The 17,479-nt window shown below is 35.1% G+C and carries 17 protein-coding genes; 16 read left to right on the top strand and 1 reads right to left on the bottom strand.

Features of this window, described 5'->3' with window-relative positions:
• Positions 1–891 (top strand): extracellular solute-binding protein (locus tag MT489_RS06135; RefSeq protein ID WP_244680588.1); only part of this gene is annotated, 891 nt, incomplete at its 5' end.
• Between the two features lie 74 nt (positions 892–965).
• Here MT489_RS06135 and MT489_RS06130 read toward each other — a convergent pair.
• Positions 966–1,793, bottom strand: a complete 828-nt coding sequence (locus tag MT489_RS06130) for a sugar phosphate isomerase/epimerase family protein (protein ID WP_244680587.1) — start codon at positions 1,791–1,793, stop codon at positions 966–968.
• Between the two features lie 146 nt (positions 1,794–1,939).
• On the opposite strand from MT489_RS06130, the gene MT489_RS06125 reads away from it, so the two are divergent.
• The 15 genes from MT489_RS06125 (at position 1,940) to MT489_RS22305 (ending at position 17,258) form a co-directional block, all read left to right on the top strand.
• Positions 1,940–3,019, top strand: a complete 1,080-nt coding sequence (locus tag MT489_RS06125) for an undecaprenyldiphospho-muramoylpentapeptide beta-N-acetylglucosaminyltransferase (protein ID WP_244680586.1) — start codon at positions 1,940–1,942, stop codon at positions 3,017–3,019.
• Between the two features lie 7 nt (positions 3,020–3,026).
• A complete protein-coding gene (locus tag MT489_RS06120) occupies positions 3,027–4,223 on the top strand; it encodes a Gfo/Idh/MocA family protein (protein WP_244680585.1) in 1,197 nt (398 codons plus the stop codon).
• Between the two features lie 117 nt (positions 4,224–4,340).
• Positions 4,341–5,099 carry a phytanoyl-CoA dioxygenase family protein gene (locus MT489_RS06115; protein WP_244680584.1) on the top strand — a complete coding sequence of 253 codons (759 nt, stop codon included), beginning with the start codon at positions 4,341–4,343 and terminating at the stop codon, positions 5,097–5,099.
• A gap of 135 nt (positions 5,100–5,234) precedes the next feature.
• Positions 5,235–6,077 (top strand): sugar phosphate isomerase/epimerase family protein, encoded by an 843-nt coding sequence (locus MT489_RS06110; RefSeq protein ID WP_244680583.1) that lies wholly within the window; start codon positions 5,235–5,237, stop codon positions 6,075–6,077.
• Position 6,078: 1 nt separating this feature from the next.
• Positions 6,079–6,885 carry a sugar phosphate isomerase/epimerase family protein gene (locus MT489_RS06105; protein WP_244680582.1) on the top strand — a complete coding sequence of 269 codons (807 nt, stop codon included), beginning with the start codon at positions 6,079–6,081 and terminating at the stop codon, positions 6,883–6,885.
• 4 nt (positions 6,886–6,889) lie between these two features.
• Complete coding sequence (locus MT489_RS06100) at positions 6,890–7,846, top strand: sugar kinase (RefSeq protein WP_244680581.1); 957 nt, start codon at positions 6,890–6,892, stop codon at positions 7,844–7,846.
• Between the two features lie 128 nt (positions 7,847–7,974).
• Positions 7,975–8,757, top strand: a complete 783-nt coding sequence (locus MT489_RS06095) for an aldo/keto reductase (protein ID WP_370876372.1) — start codon at positions 7,975–7,977, stop codon at positions 8,755–8,757.
• 53 nt (positions 8,758–8,810) lie between these two features.
• Positions 8,811–9,617, top strand: coding sequence for an SDR family NAD(P)-dependent oxidoreductase (locus tag MT489_RS06090; protein WP_244680579.1), 807 nt, complete (start codon positions 8,811–8,813; stop codon positions 9,615–9,617).
• Positions 9,617–10,681 carry a lactonase family protein gene (locus MT489_RS06085; protein WP_244680578.1) on the top strand — a complete coding sequence of 355 codons (1,065 nt, stop codon included), beginning with the start codon at positions 9,617–9,619 and terminating at the stop codon, positions 10,679–10,681. The genes MT489_RS06090 and MT489_RS06085 overlap by 1 nt, the downstream gene beginning before the upstream one ends.
• Positions 10,682–10,738: 57 nt before the next feature.
• Complete coding sequence (locus tag MT489_RS06080; protein ID WP_244680577.1) at positions 10,739–11,725, top strand: Gfo/Idh/MocA family protein; 987 nt, start codon at positions 10,739–10,741, stop codon at positions 11,723–11,725.
• Positions 11,726–11,844: 119 nt separating this feature from the next.
• Positions 11,845–12,693 carry a sugar phosphate isomerase/epimerase family protein gene (locus MT489_RS06075; RefSeq protein WP_244680576.1) on the top strand — a complete coding sequence of 283 codons (849 nt, stop codon included), beginning with the start codon at positions 11,845–11,847 and terminating at the stop codon, positions 12,691–12,693.
• 233 nt (positions 12,694–12,926) lie between these two features.
• A complete protein-coding gene (locus tag MT489_RS06070; protein WP_244680575.1) occupies positions 12,927–13,385 on the top strand; it encodes a MarR family winged helix-turn-helix transcriptional regulator in 459 nt (152 codons plus the stop codon).
• Positions 13,386–13,527: 142 nt separating this feature from the next.
• Positions 13,528–14,346 carry a glutamate racemase gene (racE, locus tag MT489_RS06065; RefSeq protein ID WP_244680574.1) on the top strand — a complete coding sequence of 273 codons (819 nt, stop codon included), beginning with the start codon at positions 13,528–13,530 and terminating at the stop codon, positions 14,344–14,346.
• Positions 14,347–14,615: 269 nt separating this feature from the next.
• On the top strand, positions 14,616–15,428 hold the full coding sequence (locus MT489_RS06060; protein WP_244680573.1) for a S1C family serine protease: 813 nt from the start codon (positions 14,616–14,618) through the stop codon (positions 15,426–15,428).
• 516 nt (positions 15,429–15,944) lie between these two features.
• Positions 15,945–17,258 (top strand): C40 family peptidase, encoded by a 1,314-nt coding sequence (locus MT489_RS22305; RefSeq protein ID WP_307415225.1) that lies wholly within the window; start codon positions 15,945–15,947, stop codon positions 17,256–17,258.
• Positions 17,259–17,479: the final 221 nt, after the last annotated feature.

Here is a 17,479-nt window from a genome sequence, read left to right as displayed (position 1 = left end):
TCCATCTTTACAGATCCTGTATTCAGAGACGCAATGGTATATATGAATAAGCTATACCGTGAAAGACTTCTTGACCAAGATACATTGACTCAAACGCTTGACCAAGTAAAAGAAAAAGTTACAACAGGACGTTTTGCAGTATATGCATCCAGCAGTCCAACTGAAAATGCAAGCTTTGCCCATACACAATTGAAAGCACAAGATCCAGATGCTGGTCTTAAGATGATCTGGCCAATCCATAAAGAAGGATTGAACAAAGAAAACATCACTCCTGGAACGTGGAACCAGCTTGGCTGGAACGTAAGTGTCATTACAAAAGCAGCAAAAAATCCTGAAGCCATCTTTGCATTCCTTGACTGGATGGTAGGTCCTGAAGGACAACGTACAATTTTCTGGGGACCTGAAGGTCTATACTGGGATGGAACACAATCCGTTAACGGCATTGCAGAAGCACCAGTATTCACAGACAAATATTTAACAGATGTTGAAAATTTATCGAAATTAATGAATACGACAAACAGCTTCCAATGGGTAGGAAACACCGTATACATCGACAAGTCAAAAACGGCATATGAAATGGAGTTACCAGAAGATCAACAAAACTGGGAAACAAAATATCAAATGAATATCACTTGGAAGACACAAGCAAATGGTACAGAGTTCTCTAACCTTTCTCCGCTTCCTGAATCAGAAGAAGGTTTAGCAGAGCAACGTGTCAACGATATCTATGACGAAGCAAGAGCGAAAGCCCTTCATGCGAAGAATGAAGAAGAAGTGCTAAAAATTCTGGACCAAGCAGAAAAAGATGCTCAAGCGGTTGGATATAGTAAAATGCTAGAATTCAAAACGAAAAAATGGCAAGACAACAAAGCAAAAATGGCTGGTAACTAATTTGCCATATAAAAAGGTCTTTTCCACTATTTTAATAGTGGAAAAGACCTTTATTTTGCGTATGGAAATTCTAATTATAAATAGGACTCTACTATTTTCTTTACCCTTTCTATTCCTTCCCACATATCTCCCGGGCCATCGTAGATTATATTAATCGGCCCGTTATAGTTCGTAGCAGCTAAACGATCTAAGCATTTACGGAATTCATCTTCATCTGGAACCCCTTCTGAATCCATTTCAGGCTTAGCATGAACAGATTGGCTAAATGGTAATATATTTTCAATCTCCTCATATTTCGTTTCGCCTTTGAAATTACCGAAATCTGCAATAAGCCCTAATTCTTCATTACAATTTTTAACTAATCGAATACAATTTTCCGCCGTGGAAGTAAGTGAATGAAAATTTTCAGTGATAATTCGCACTTCAAGTCCTTTGGCGAATTCTATTAGATTATTTAATATGTCTGATGAACGTTCTAGAGCTGCTTCGTTGTTTGGAGATGCGTCACCAGCGATAATTCGTATGTGTTTTGCCCCAGTTTTACTCGCAATCTCAATCCATTTTTTAATAAGATTTATATCGGCATTTCTACGAACTTCATCATCAGAAGTAATATCTCCATAATCCAATAAAAGAGTGTTGAATGAGATATTGGCCTCAGTACAAGCATTTTTTAACTTTTGTAAATAGTCCGGGTCAGTACTCGGGAAATTGAAATGGCATATTTCGATCGCTTTAAAGCCTTTAGACGCCAAAATAGACGGCAACTCAAGTAAATTAGTAAGTTCAGGTTGAGGTTCCACTTGTACTACATGACTTTTTTGCTCATCATTCCAGGTTGTCCAATTAAGTGGGCCCAGATTTCGGTGCAAGCTCCACGTACTTAATGATAAATAAGACATTAAAACAACTCCTTTGAAATAAGAAAACTAAATTTATTGGCCTTTATACTAATTCGATAAATAATTATAAATTCCTTTTACAGTTAAAATATAGATTGTAATGCCATATAATTATGATAAAATCGTTGTGATTGCAAGGAGGATTTATGGAAAAAAAGAGAATTGTATTTACAGGTGGGGGTTCAGCAGGACATGTAACACCTAATCTAGCATTGATTAGAGAACTAAACCAAAAAGAATGGGATATTTTTTATATTGGCTCGAAAAAAGGAATTGAAAAGGAATTAATTGAAAAAATAAATACCCCCTATTATCCTATCAGCAGTGGAAAATTAAGAAGATATATAGACTTTGAAAATATTATTGATATGTTTAGAGTACTTAAAGGATGCATGGAAGCAAGAAAAATTTTGCGGAAATTAAAACCACATATTGTTTTCTCTAAAGGAGGATTTGTTTCAGTCCCAGTTATTGTAGCTGCTAAATTATTAAAAATCCCTATTTTTATACATGAAAGTGATTTAACGCCAGGACTTGCAAATAAAATTTCACAAAGATTTGCAACAAGGATTTTTACATCATTTGAAGAGACAATAAAGTATTTCCCTAAAAATAAAACTACATTTATTGGATCACCTATAAGGAGAGAAATTCTACAAGGCTCAGCTGATAAAGGAAGGGCATATCTAGATTTTCATAGAAAGCTTCCAATCCTGACCATTATGGGTGGGAGTTTAGGTGCAAAAAAGATTAATGAAACCATTCGAGGTACTATTGTACAGCTCACAAAGAAATATCAGATTGTTCATATATGTGGGAAGAATAATATTGATCAAAAAATGACTGACATAAAGGGATATAAACAATTTGAATACATACATGAGGAACTAGCTGATATTTTAGCAGCGACTGACATAGTAATCACGCGTGGAGGTTCAAACTCTATATTTGAATTTCTTGCACTTAAAATACCAATGATCATTATTCCTTTAACATTACAACAAAGTAGAGGGGATCAAATTTTAAATGCGAAAGTTTTTGAAAAAAAAGGATATTCTCTAACGTTGGTAGAAGAAGAACTTACTACAGAAACAATAATCTCTTATTTAGATAATGTTTTTGAAAAAAGAAAAGAAATCAAAATAGCGATGAATACATATACAAAAACGGATGCCTTATCATTTTTAATGAATGAAATAAACGAGACAACATCTATAGAGAGGTGAAGCAGTAATGAAAAATAGTGTAAAAATTGTATTAATAGGTGTAGGAGGTTATGGAAATATTTATGTTGAAAAACTTCTAAATGATGGCATCGAATTGAATGCGAGTATTGTTGGTATCGTGGAACCGAGTGTAGAGAGAATTTCCAATTATGACAGAATAAAAAACCATGGAATTAAGGTATATTCCTCACTAGAAGAATTTTATAAAAACAATGAAGCAGACCTTGCCGTTTTTTCGACACCTATTCATCTTCATGCATCTCAAGCTTGTTATGCTCTTAAACATGGTTCAAATGTGCTTTGTGAAAAACCGATGTGCGCATCCCTTCAAGAGGCAAAAGAATTAATTGAGACACGAAATCTTACAGGTAAGTTCGTGGCTATTGGTTTTAACTGGTCTTTCAGTCCTTCTGTACATGATTTAAAACGAGACATATTAAATGGTGTATTTGGAAAACCTAAACGTTTAAAAACCATTGTAAATTGGCCGCGTGATGGCGCATATTATAACCGAAATAATTGGGCTGGTCGTATGTATAGTGATACAGGTGAACCTATTTTAGATAGTGTGGCTAATAATGCAACCTCACACTATCTACATCATATGTTTTATTTATTAGGTGCAAAAATGGACGAAAGTGCTCAACTAAAGAATGTAACCGCTGAACTTTATCGAGCCAATCCAATTGAAAGTTTTGATACGTGTGCTGCAAAAATAACAACCGAAGAAGACGTGGAGATTTATTATTATGCAACACATGCCGTGAAAGACTCATACGGCCCACGCTTTTTATATGAATTTGAACAAGCTACTATTTATAGATCAGAGAGTCAGAATGATTCTCAGGTGATGGTGCGATTTAAGGATGGCAAGGAGAAAATGTACCCAGACCCTGAAAAGGATCATATACACAAATTAATCACTTGTATTAATGCTATAGCAAACGAGAATTGTGATATTCCTTGCGTGCCTGAGACAGCAACACCACACGTACAATCCATTATATCAATGCACGAATCTGTTCCTGAAATAACATTATTTCCTGAGAACTTAATTAATTTTGATAAAGAAGCAGATGTAAGATGGGTAGAAGGATTAGGTGAAACACTTATTCAATGCTATGAACAATGGACATTGCCAAGTGAAAGAAATATACCTTGGGCAAAAAGAGGAAAAACGATAGAAGTAAGAAATATTGATTAATAAAATGAAATAATAGTAGTCATTCATAAATATATTATCTAAGAATTAGTGAATAATTAGTTTGGCTCCATAAATTTGTAACATATATTTTTTAGTAAAAGGGAGGTTTTTTGAACTATGCAAACACCCGTAAAGGAAAATAGAATGTCGCCACTTACAGAGGCTCAAATTTCTCAATATGAGAGAGATGGTTATCTAGTAGTAAAAGATGGCTGTAGTCATGATTTGATAGATGCATATAACTCCTATATATACACAATTCGCTCAGCCGATAAAATAGAGGACTGGGCGAACCCTCATATTGGAAAAATTTTATCTGAGAAAGACCGTTTTTCTCTTCGTCTATTTAATCCGCATCTTCATGATGGATTTTCATTGCAATTGATGAAACTTCCAATAGTAAGAGGGGCATTGGCTCAATTACTAGGGGATGAAGCAGTTGGGGTACAGAGTATGTATTTCTATAAGTCTCCCGGTTCGCCTGGACAAGCAGCACATCAAGATTATTATTATATTCATAACGAACCAAACACGTTAACGGCTGCCTGGATTGCAATGGAGGATGTTGACGAAGAAAACGGATGTTTATGGGTAATTCCTGGAAGTCATAAAGATGGACTTCTTCCACACGGAAAGGTAAAAGATACGAGTGAACATGAATCTTGGACTGATGAAACTGAAGGGGCTGATTTGTCCAAACAAATCCCAGTCGTTATGAAAAAAGGCGATATCGTATTTTTTCACAATCTCCTTATCCATTCTTCTGGAAAAAATCGAACAAGCAACAGATGGAGAAGATCCTATGTTTGTCACTATATTAGACATGATTCAATAATAGAAAGAGCAGATTTGAAAAAGAAAATTTCGTTGGATTGAAATATTTTATATAATAGGGCGGATAATACCGTCTTTTTTTATTGAAATCTGAAATAAAAAGGAGAATTAGAATCCTTATAGAATATATAGATTGGTGATTGTCTTTTTATATAAATTATAAGGCGGGAGTTATTAATGTTCAAATACAGCCTAACCCAGTGGATTTTCGGCAATGAGAATTTGGAAGAAAGTCTTAAAAGATTACAAAAATATGAGTATCAGGGTGTTGAACTTGCTGGGGAACCAGAATTCATAGATATTCAAAAAACTAAAGAGCTTTTAGAAAAATATCAGATGGAGTGCAGTTCTATTTGTGGTATTTATTATGAAGATAGAGATCTTTCCTCTGAAAATATACAAACAAGAAAGAATGCAATCGATTATGCAAAACAATGCATTGACATGGCAAAAGCATTAGGAGCTCGTATTGTTATTGTTGTCCCAACTTATGTGGGAAAAGTGAAAGCGGAATCAGAAGAAGAATGGAACCATGCGATAGCAAGTGTTCGAGAAGTTGGAAAATACGCTAAACAGCATAATATTATTCTTGCAATTGAGGCTATTAATCGTTATGAAACCTACTTAGTTACGAATCTCCATACCGCAAAAAGATTTGTAGAAGAGGTGGACTTGGAAAATGTAAAGATAATGGCTGATTTTTTTCATATGAATATAGAAGAGCAAGATATGCTGAAATCTTTGACAAATATCTCGGAATATCTCGTTCACGTACATATTGCAGATAATACTAGGGAGGCAGCTGGATTAGGTCAAACTGATTTTAGCCCAATCATGTCTTTTCTAAGCAATAATAATTACTCTGGTTACATTAGTATGGAATTTCTACCTTCAGTTTCTAATCCTTATTTAGTTTCAGAGCATAGTAGTAAATCTAATAAATACGATGATTATGCGAAACAGTCAATCAATCACATTAAGGATATTGTAAAAAATTTATATACATTTGGAGGAATATGAAATGAAATGGGCATTTATGACTGCCAACTTTGTAGCAAAGGAATTAAATTATCAAAATAGTGAAGATTGGGGGAAATGCCATCAAGCAACATTTGATGCATTTCATGGCCTACAATTTTCTTCAAAGTTTGAAGAATTAATATCAAGGACGAAAGATATGGGCTTTGATGCAATCGAATTATGGATTGCTCATTTAGATCCGTTTCGTGCTACACCAGAAATGATTGAGCAAGCTTTACATATTTTAAAAGAATACGAGATGACTGTGGCATCCTATACAGCAGGCTTCGGTACACCGGGTATTACTACGGAAGAAGCTACAAAAATATTCGACACATCAAAAGCAATCGGCACTCCAGTATTAGCGCAAGGATTCCATCCAGCAAATGGTCCAATTGTGATGCCATTAGCTGAAAAATATGGAATTCGGGTCGGATTGGAAAATCATCCTGAAAAAACACCACAAGAGGTGATTGATAAAGTTGGACCATTTGCTCCGTGGATTGGCGCTGCTGTTGATACAGGATGGTTTGGCACCCACGGGTATGATAATGTAAAAGCTCTTCGTGAATTGAAAGATTACCTTGTTCATGTGCATCTGAAAGACATAAAAGAGGCTGGAGCTCATGAATCATGTACCCTGGGCGATGGAATTGTCGATATTAAAGGTGTTTTATCAGTATTAAAAGAGATTCAATATGAAGGCACAATAACGATAGAACATGAACCACACCACCACGACCCTACGGAAGACGTAAAGATTAGCTTAAAAAGAGTAAAGGCGTGGTGGGAAGAATTACAGGGGTGAAAATATGGATAAAGTATATCCGCAAGTAGTTACTTTTGGAGAGACAATGGTTTTAATGACTCCATTGTATACGAAAGGAATTGAGTACAATCATGAATTTAGTAAATCATTTGGGGGGGCAGAAAGTAACTTTGCTATTGCTCTGGCCCGATTGGGACATCAGATTGGTTGGTTTAGTCTATTAGGAAAGGATCCATTCGGCAGATACATTTTAAAAGCAATAAGGGGAGAAGGCGTTGATGTATCTAGGACAGCACTGACAGAAAATGGCCCAACTGGTTTTATGCTGCGCGAAACAGTCGCTGAAAAAACTTCCGTCTATTATTATAGAAGCGGATCTGCTGCAAGTAGATTGAGTCCAGAGGATTTAGATGAAGATTATATAAGGAATGCAAAAATTTTGCACATTACAGGTATCACATGCGCGATCAGTGAATCAGCTAGAAATACTGTTTATGAATCAATAAGGATAGCGAAAAAACATGGAGTCAAGATATCTTTTGACCCAAATCTAAGACTGAAGCTTTGGACATTAGAGGAAGCTAGAGAGGTTTTACTTCCTTTAGCTGAGAAAGCAGACTACTTTTTGCCTGGCTTAGATGAATTAAAGTTACTATTTGATACTAATGATGAAGTAATGGTGTTTTCAAAGTTAAAGGAATTAAAGGCGGTTTCAATAGTAAAAGGTGGCAGTGATGAAACATTATTAGTTGAAAATGGGGCAGTGACTTCTTTGCCTTATGTTTCTGTTGAAAAAGTGGTTGATCCTATTGGTGCAGGCGATGGATTTTGCGCCGGTTTTGTAGCAGGATTGCTAAAAGGATTAAGTCATCAAGAATCAGTGCAGCTTGCTAATATGGTAGGAGCTCTCGTCGTACAAAGTGAAGGTGATTGGGAGGGACTGCCTACTTGGGATGAGGTTCAAGCTCTTATGAATCAAGAAGTTCATATTGAACGATAAAAGTTTTTAAAAAAAGAGGATTCAAAGACATAATTATCGAATGAGTATTCGTTAAAAACTATTTGAGGAGTGGCAGTGACTTGTTAAAGAACTTACAAAGTACAACTGTTTTACATAATGGTGTTGAAATGCCTTGGTTTGGACTAGGAGTTTGGAGAGTTGAAAATGGAAAAGAAGCTGTTAATGCCGTAAAAGCAGCTTTGAAAAATGGTTACAGAAGCATTGATACAGCAGCTGTATACCAAAATGAAGAAGGAGTGGGACAAGGAATTAGAGAGTCGGGAGTTCCTCGCGAAAACATCTTTGTAACATCAAAGGTTTGGAATAGCGATCAAGGCTATGAATCAACTTTGGAAGCATTTGATGCAAGCTTAAAGCGATTAGGACTAGATTATCTAGATCTTTATTTAATTCACTGGCCAGTAAAGGGGAAATATAAGGATACTTGGCGTGCGCTAGAAAAGCTTTATAAGGATGGAAGGGTACGTGCAATTGGTGTAAGTAATTTTCATGTCCATCATCTTGAGGATTTATTGCAGGACGCTGAAATAAAGCCAATGGTTAACCAAGTAGAATTTCATCCAAGGCTGACTCAATTAGAATTACGAACATACTGTAAAGAACATGGTATTCAATTTGAAGCTTGGTCACCTCTAATGCAGGGCGGGCTTTTAGACAATGGAGTCATTAGTGAAATTGGGGAAAAATATAATAAAACAGCTGCTCAAGTTATTCTTCGTTGGGATATTCAGAGTGGAGTAGTGACCATTCCAAAGTCAATAAAAGAACATAGAATTATTGAAAATTCGGATATTTTCAATTTCGAATTAACGTATGAAGAAATGGAAAAAATCGATGCGTTAAACGAAGATAAACGAGTAGGAGCAGATCCTGATAATTTTAATTTTTAAAGATTTTTGAAGTAGCTTTCCAGCAAAGATTTGGATTATTAGGAGGATTTTTCGTGAATGATTCAAATTTATTTAAAAAAACCGCTTTAGTCACAGGTGCAAGCCGAGGAATAGGAAAAGGGATTGCTCTAGAGTTAGCCGCCAATGGATATGATCTCGTGATTACTTATCGAACAGGCAAAGATGAAGCGGAGGAAGTTGCAAAAAGTATTGAGAATAATTACGGGAAAAAATGCTATCCGATTTTTGCGGAATTAGTGGATGAGAATACTGCTAGTACCCTTGTTCAAAACTCTATTGATGTTTTGGGAAAGCTTGATCTTCTTGTTAATAATGCAGGAGTAACGATAAAAAGCCCTTTGGCTCAAATGTCTATAAACGACATAAATCATTTGCTCAATCTTAATCTTAAAGCTCCATTGCTAATGATGAAAGCGGCTACTAAATATATGATCGAAGAGCATATTAAAGGAAATATTATCAATATTTCTTCGACAAGGGGGAAGCGTGCATATCCTGATGATGCTGTTTATGGAGCTACAAAAGCAGCCTTGATTCGAGCAACTGAATCTGTTGCTTTAGAGTGTGCTCCTTTCGGAATTCGAGTGAATTGTATCGCTCCAGGAGCAACGAAAGTTCGTGATGGAAATGAAGAACATCTAAAAAAACTTGGGATGAAAATTCCTTTAAAACGGATAGGGAATCCTGAAGATATAGGTAAAGCTGTAACCTGGCTTGTATCTGAGCATGCTTCTTATATAACAGGAGAAACAATCAAAATTGATGGAGGGCTAATATTACCAGGAATGCCCGAAGATATTAGACCAGAAGCAGGATATGGTTGGGGTGAGATGAAGTAATGGAAGAAAATATTCTTTTAATTGTCGGCTCGTATACAAATAAAAATCCAACAGGGATTAATATCTTTTCGTTTAATGAAATCGATGGATCTGTAAATTACATTTCTGGTGTAGAAGGTTTTGAAAACCCTTCCTTTATCAGTGTTGACGAAAAAAACAACTATGTATTCGCTGTTAGTGAAACGGCAAAGACCAAGGAAAAAGAAGGCGGTCAAATCTTGTCGTATGAAATTTGTAAAGAAACAGGAAAGCTAACACATTTAAGTGCACAGCTTACAAATGGAGGTGCACCTTGCCATTTAAGTGTAGACAATAGTGGGCGAAATGTATACGTAGTGAATTATAGTGGTGGAAGTGTTTGTCGGTTTTCTGTTGATGAAACTGGTCAAATTAGACCATTTGATGACCTGGTTCAACATTCAGGAAAAAGCATTAGACCTGACCGCCAGGAAGCACCACACCCCCATTCAATTATCTTAAATGCTTCAAATGAATTTGCTTACGTTCCAGACCTTGGTTTAGATAAAATTTTTATTTATAAATTGGATCAAGAACCCCATTCATTCGTAGCATTTAAAGAAATAAATGTACACCCAGGTGCAGGACCAAGACATCTTGTTTTTCATCCGAAACTACCTTTTGCATATGTTATTAATGAACTAGATTGTACGATTTGTGTTTTTAAAGTTGAATTAGATGGAACATTAACAATTCAACAGACAATTCCAACTTTATTTGAAACAAATTTAACCGAAGATAGTGGTGCCGATATACACATTACTCCTAACGGAAAATTTTTGTATGCCTCCAATAGGGGACACGATAGTATAACAATTTTTCAAATTAATCAAAAGGACGGTTCTTTAACACAAGTTGGGAATTGTTCAACATATGGAAAAACGCCTAGGAACTTTGCAATATCTCCGAATGGGAGGTATTTACTTGCTGCAAATCAAAACTCCGATTCTATCATTATATTTGAAATAGAAGAAGAAACTGGCCAATTAACAGATCCAATCAATTCGATAAAAGTATCAGAACCTGTATGCATTAAATTTATGTAATAAACATAATCATTTACTGTTTGTGATAAGAGATTCTAAAAAAAGGATGCGATAAAAATGGGAAAAATTCGAGTAGGAATGATTGGGACAGGTGGTATTGCGCATTGGCATGCAAGACAGCTTAAAGAATTAGATGAAGTCGCTATTATTGCCATTACTGATCCAAGTGCTCAAAATAGGGAAAGAATTATTTCGGAACATCAATTAGATGGAGTTATCGAATTTACCGATTACAAAGAGATGCTTGAGAATTCAGAGCTAGATGCAGTTGTAATCTGTTCACCACACACTCTTCATTTCCAACAAGCAATGGATGCTATGAACAGTGGCTGTCACGTGTTAATTGAAAAACCAATGGCATGTTCACAAAAAGAAGCTGATGTAATGATAGAGACTGCAGAAAAGCTTGGAAAAATACTTCAAGTATCGTATCAACGCCATTTCCAACCTGAATTTTTATTTATTCGGGATGCAATCGCAAATGGAGAAATCGGTAATCTGACTTCTGTTACCGCTTCACTTTATCAAGAGTGGGGTCAGGGAACTGTGGGAAGCTGGAGACAAAATCCATCACTTTCAGGAGGCGGGATGTTGATGGATTCCGGTAGTCATATTGTCGATGTTCTTCTTTGGACGACAGGATTATCTCCTGTAGAAGTCTCACCTCAAATGCAAAAGCATCAATCACCTGTTGAATTAGATTCATTTACGTCTATTCGTTTTGAAAATGGTGTAATTGCCGGATTAAATATTGTAGGTTTTGCTCCTTGTTGGCATGAAACGTATGTCTTCTGTGGAGATAATGGTGGGATTTTCTATGATAACGGAAAGATTACAATAAGACGTTTAGGTGAGAAGCCAATTACTCCTCAACTTCCGGAACAAACAACAAATCAAGATAAAAGCTTTATTGATGCCATTCTAGGAAAACACGAAGTTCTCGTTCCTGGTCAGTTTGCAAAAGAAGTTGTAAAGCTTACAGAAATGATTTATAAGGCAGCAGGGTACAATCCTCTAGGAGAAAATGAAAAGGTAATTTCTTAAATGATTTGCGACCTGGCATTGTTCTTTTGTCAGGTCTTAAATTTTTTGCCAAAACAAGCATCAAACTTTGACAAAATATTGGTATAATCTAGTAAAGATTAATAGAGGGGGAAATGGTAATGATTAAGGGATTAAGTACTGCTGGCTTGGGAAAAGTGAAAAATTTAGAGGAACTTATTATCCTTGCATCCGAAAATGGATTTGGTTCAGTTGATACATCTGGACAAGAATTAAGAGATTTAGTAGAGGAAAAAGGTTTGGAAAATGCGAAAGCGTTTTTAAAGGAACATCATGTATCAATTGGTTCAATCGGTTTGCCTATTGAATGGAGACAATCTGAAGAACAATTTAAGGAAGGATTAAGCAATTTGCTTGAAGATGCAAAAATTGCTGCAGAATTCGGCTGTACAAGCTGTTGTACATATGTCCTTCCGGCAACAGATTATAATGCTGCACATTTCATGGTGTTAGCTACAAAGCGATTAAGATTATGTGCACAAATATTAAAAGAATATGGAATTAACTTAGGATTGGAATTTGTGGGTCCACATCATTTAAGAACCGCTTGGAAAAATCCTTTTATATGGGAAATGAAAGATACTCTGGACTGGATTGATGCTATCGGTGAAACAAATGTTGGTCTATTATTGGATAGCTACCATTGGTACACAATTGGCGGTACACTTGAAGATTTAACTGCTTTGCGTCCAGAACAAATTACACATGTTCATTTAAATGATGCAAAAGATGTGCCAGTTGAAGAAGTTTTGGATAATGATCGTCTATTTCCAGGAGAAGGTGTCATTAACCTGGCTGGATTTTTAAAAGCTTTAAATCAAATCGGATATAAAGGTTCAGTAACTCAAGAAATATTAACGAAAGAACCATTGACGGAATCAGCGAAAATATTAGCAGAAAAATCAGGAAAGGCATATGCAAAAGTATATGCTAAAGCAGATTTACAATAAAATTTTTAATAGAAGAAGGCTTCTCACCAAAAAACGTGAGAAGCCTTTCTCTTTATTTACGGTAGATTGTAATGTTATATATGAAATGACTTATGATTTTGATTGGCTGGAAATTACATACATGTAAAAAAGAGCACTTCTTTTTTACAAAATGATACATTCATTGAAATTATGTTGAAATTTTGCCGAAAAAAAGAGACAATGCAATAAAAGGATATAGGGAGTTGCTGATAATGATAGATGAAAAACAGCTCCTGCAGCATAATGAGAAAGTTGTTGCGGAGTTAGAAAAAGATCTCCGTTACATTTCGGCCATTATTAAACAAAAGGGTCGAGAATTACTAACTGATTATTCCATTACACCTCCTCAGTTTGTTGCACTTCAGTGGTTATTTGAAGAAGGTGACATGACAATTGGAGATTTATCGAATAAAATGTATCTTGCTTGTAGCACGACAACCGATTTAATTGATAGAATGGAAAAAAAAGAATTGGTTATGCGAGTAAGAGATCCAAAAGATCGCAGAGTTGTAAGAATACATTTATTAGATAAAGGTGAAAAAATAATTGATGTGGTGATTAAAAAGCGTCAAGTTTATTTGCAAGATGTATTGAATGGTTTTACTGCAGAAGATGTATTGATGTTAAAGGACAATTTATCTCGACTACACACAGTGATGCGCCAAGGATAATGTATCAGTAATTTTTATGAAAAAAAATCTAGGCGCACATGAAACACGATACTAAATTTGGAAGGCGCCGAATTATTATAAGGAAGTTTAGAAAAAAACTGTAGATTATATTCGGTGCCACCTACTAGAAGAGGCGGAAAAATTGGAACAGGCAATAGGAGTTATAGATTCAGGAGTAGGCGGCCTAACCGTTGCGAAAGAAATCATGAGGCAAATGCCGAATGAGATTATATATTATGTAGGTGATACGGCAAGATGTCCATATGGACCACGTCCAGAGGCAGAGGTTAGAAAATTCACCTTACAAATGGCAGGTTTTTTAGTTAAACGTGATATCAAAATGCTCGTTATTGCCTGCAACACAGCTACAGCAGTTGTTTTAGAGGAATTAAAAACGATACTAAATATTCCTGTAGTAGGTGTCATATCACCCGGATCAAGGGCGGCATTAAAAGTAACAGAAAACAAAAAAATTGGCATACTTGGTACAATTGGAACAATTAAAAGTGAGGCTTACGCACGTGAATTGAAGCTAATTAACCATCAAGTTGAAGTACTACAGCTAGCTTGTCCAAAATTTGTTCCAATTGTAGAAAGCTTTGAATATCAAAGTAATGTAGCAAAGAAAGTAGTAGCTGAAACGTTGACGCCTCTAATTGGCAGTGAAATTGATACCCTCGTACTTGGTTGTACACATTATCCACTTCTCGGACCTATCATAGAAAATGTAATGGGACCGAATGTCAAAGTAATTAGTTCTGGCGAGGAAACTGCACAAGAAGTAAGTACAATATTAGATTATAAAAATCTGTTAAATACATCACCCGAAAAGCCAAAGCATATTTTTTTCACTACAGGTTCTAGAAAAATCTTTAAGAGAATTGCATGTGATTGGTTAAATGAAAATGATTTACATATTGAGTTTGCTAATCTTGCAAATCAAGAAAAAGAATTAAATTAGTGGTTATATGCTCACACATTGACTCTCAGAACGTTTACTACTGTTTGCTTTTTTTGGTACTATAACTTTTGCGTTTGTTTCTCGCCCGTTACGGGAACTTTGCTCAATGAAGGCTTTGAGCTTCACAAGACAAACGTTTTCAACCAGCCTTAAATGTAATTCAATATTAAAATGTATACAAACTGACAGCTCTAAAATGGGCTGTTTTTTCTATATATAATTAAAAATGCGATTACTGTAGCTATTCTTTTTGCGGGAGGCGAAGAGATATGAAAAGTAAATATGATGTTGATAGCGATCTAAAAGAAGACATAAATGATGAGGAAATGTACGAACTTGTTAAAGAAGCCCAACGTGAGGCATTAGAAAGAGCAGCTAGAGAGAAAGGCAATCCCACTAAAAAACACGTTATTCCTAAATGGCTGTTTTGGCTTATAACAACTATCTTTCTATTTAGTTCTTTTTCGTTTTTCTTTGAAATCTATTCAATTCCCGCAATTGAATTTTTAAAAACATCCGCTAGATTATCAGCTGATGAAAATATTCAATTATATAAAAAATCAGTTGTAACGATTTCAACTGATGACAGTAAAGGTACTGGTTTTTCTATATCTAGTGATGGAAAGATACTAACCAATTATCATGTTATAGAAGGAAACGAACGCGTTATCGTTGCGTTTCCGGAGGAAGGTATGTTTATTGCTGAAGTTGTTGAAATATTTCCAGAGATTGATCTTGCATTACTAACGATAGACTCAGAAAACTTACCATATTTACAGCTTTCAAACCAATCAAAGATTCTTAAAGATGAACCAATTGTTTTTATTGGCAATCCTCTTCATTTCCATGGAATTGTCAATGAAGGAAGAATTTTAGACTACACACAGTTAATAGATTGGCAAGATATGGTCGTCATGATAAAAGCACCCGTCTACAGGGGGAATAGTGGAAGTCCAGTACTTAATGAAGATGGTCAGGTCATTGGTGTCGTTTTTGCGACAATGAAACATGAGGATTATGGAAAGGTTGGTCTCTTTATTCCAATTCAAGAGTTTTTCAACAAGATAGAAATGACTAACTAATAGAGGTATTTGTTAATTGTTCATGATATCCCTCAACTAGGCATTACGGTATAGTAAATTATTTATCTATCTAAACTAAGTCTTTTTACCTGTTGTAGGTATGCGAAATTAGTAGGATTATCGCGAAAAATAACCAAACTGTTTGTCGAAGAATAGCAATTTATTTTCCCATTGTAATCAAATTGAAACAATATTGGTAGATGATTGTAATGTCTAATTGGCGAAAAATGTTGTTATAATCTATATAGATATAAGCAACCATTGTGTTTTTGTAAAAACATTATATACATAAATAGATTTTTATCATGGGAGTTTATGACTAAAAGGGGATTAGTTTATTTTGGATATGGATAAAGGTGAGTCAATTTTCATAAATCATTATTCCTCTATACTATCCACTTTCCCAATTAACGTATACTCACAAGCCTTAATATAAAAACAATTCCACAATTCACTCATTACCATATTGTTTAATCAAAAAGAAAAATTTTTTATGAAAACAGGGGGAAACAAAAAGTGAAAAAAAGAATTATAGCTTCAAGTTTTTCGATTCTACTTGGTGCTAGTGTTTTATTTACCTCTTTGCCAAGTGTAACGGTTTTTGCTGATGAAAATATAGACCAAGAGATAACGGTGAAACAACAAGAAATTAATTCTATCCAACAGCAAGAGAGAGAAATGAAAGAGACGCTAGAACAATTAGACACTCAGGTAAATCAAACTAATGAGAAAATAGAGGCAACTAAAAAAGATATTTCAAAAACAAAAAAAGAAGCAAAGCAACTAGAATCAGATATTAAAGAATTGGAAAATAGAATGAAAGCACGTCTAGAGTTAATAAAAAAACGTGCTCGTAGCATCCAAACAAGTGGAGGAGCAACGAATTATTTAGATGTTATCCTAGGTGCCGAAAGTTTCAGTGATTTAGTGGATCGAGCTTTTGTTATAAATACCATTTTTTCAGCTGATAAAAATATTTTGCAAGAGCAAGAAGACGACAAAACGGCGCTAGAAAAGTCAGAGGCTGATTTGAAAGTGAAGTTAGATAAAGTTCAAAACGAGTTAAAAGAAGTGGAAGAACTAAAAGAACAACTTACGTACCAAATCAATGACAAAAATAGTTTACTAGCAGCTATGGAAGAACAACGAAATGCAGCAACTTTGCAACTAAAAGATTTGGAAAATCAAAAAGCTATATTAATAGAAAAAGCAAAGGCTGAGGAAAGAAGAAGAGCGATTGAAGAGGCTCAAAAGGCCGAAAGAATTGCTATGGAAAAAGAAGCAAATTCAGCCGAACCTACTAAAAACAATGAAGAAAAAGTGCAAAAAGAAAATGAAGTAACTCCTGTTAAAGAGAAAACAGAAACAAAGCAAGAAACAAAGCAAGAAACTAAAACTGAAACAAAAGAAGAACCTGCAAAATCTTCAACACCTGTTGTAAGTAATAATTCTTCCGCAATCGAAAAGGCAATACAAGTTGGCTCTACTATGGTTGGTAGATCATCTTATAGCTGGGGTGCAATAGATGTGAAAAATAGAAGATTTGACTGTTCTGGCTTTGTTCATTGGGCATATGCTTCTGCTGGTGTGAATATTGGTCGGTCAACAAGTGCACTTTCAACCCAAGGGAAAAAAGTCAGTACTTCTGAGATGAAGAGGGGAGATTTAATCTTCTTCAATACGTATAAAACCAATGGACACGTGGGTATCTATTTAGGAAATGGAACATTTTTAAATAGTAATAGTTCTCACGGGGTATCGATTGACTCTTTAAGTAATACGTATTGGAAAAATGCATTTAAAGGTCATGTTCGTCGTGTTGTAAATTAATAGATTGCTATCAATAGAAGGTGGGACTCCCGCCTTCTATTTTTATTGAAAGCTGTTTTCTACTGTTCTTATAATTGATGCAGTCATTTCTCGGAATGACTAAGTTTTATTTTCCGGATTCATTGTTATTATGTAAATTAATATAAAATAGCAACAATGTTTAAGAGAAGAGAATTATAGAAAAAACGACCCTTCTGTTATAGAATAGAACACTCCTTGTT

Source organism: Lederbergia wuyishanensis (assembly GCF_022900255.1).
Taxonomy (GTDB): domain Bacteria; phylum Bacillota; class Bacilli; order Bacillales; family Bacillaceae_C; genus Lederbergia; species Lederbergia wuyishanensis.
Note: the sequence above shows the minus strand (reverse complement) of the source record. Positions and strands in the feature narration are given on the sequence as shown.

Bases quoted from the DNA above. Each gene is read 5' to 3' on its own strand.
- MT489_RS06115 (WP_244680584.1), top strand. From the start codon at position 4,341: ATGCAAACACCCGTAAAGGAAAATAGAATGTCGCCACTTACAGAGGCT.
- MT489_RS06070 (WP_244680575.1), top strand. From the start codon at position 12,927: ATGATAGATGAAAAACAGCTCCTGCAGCATAATGAGAAAGTTGTTGCG.
- MT489_RS06105 (WP_244680582.1), top strand. From the start codon at position 6,079: ATGAAATGGGCATTTATGACTGCCAACTTTGTAGCAAAGGAATTAAAT.
- MT489_RS06125 (WP_244680586.1), top strand. From the start codon at position 1,940: ATGGAAAAAAAGAGAATTGTATTTACAGGTGGGGGTTCAGCAGGACAT.
- MT489_RS06080 (WP_244680577.1), top strand. From the start codon at position 10,739: ATGGGAAAAATTCGAGTAGGAATGATTGGGACAGGTGGTATTGCGCAT.
- MT489_RS06100 (WP_244680581.1), top strand. From the start codon at position 6,890: ATGGATAAAGTATATCCGCAAGTAGTTACTTTTGGAGAGACAATGGTT.
- MT489_RS06110 (WP_244680583.1), top strand. From the start codon at position 5,235: ATGTTCAAATACAGCCTAACCCAGTGGATTTTCGGCAATGAGAATTTG.
- MT489_RS06060 (WP_244680573.1), top strand. From the start codon at position 14,616: ATGAAAAGTAAATATGATGTTGATAGCGATCTAAAAGAAGACATAAAT.
- MT489_RS06095 (WP_370876372.1), top strand. From the start codon at position 7,975: ATGCCTTGGTTTGGACTAGGAGTTTGGAGAGTTGAAAATGGAAAAGAA.
- MT489_RS06130 (WP_244680587.1), bottom strand. From the start codon at position 1,793: ATGTCTTATTTATCATTAAGTACGTGGAGCTTGCACCGAAATCTGGGC.
- MT489_RS06085 (WP_244680578.1), top strand. From the start codon at position 9,617: ATGGAAGAAAATATTCTTTTAATTGTCGGCTCGTATACAAATAAAAAT.
- MT489_RS06120 (WP_244680585.1), top strand. From the start codon at position 3,027: ATGAAAAATAGTGTAAAAATTGTATTAATAGGTGTAGGAGGTTATGGA.
- MT489_RS06075 (WP_244680576.1), top strand. From the start codon at position 11,845: ATGATTAAGGGATTAAGTACTGCTGGCTTGGGAAAAGTGAAAAATTTA.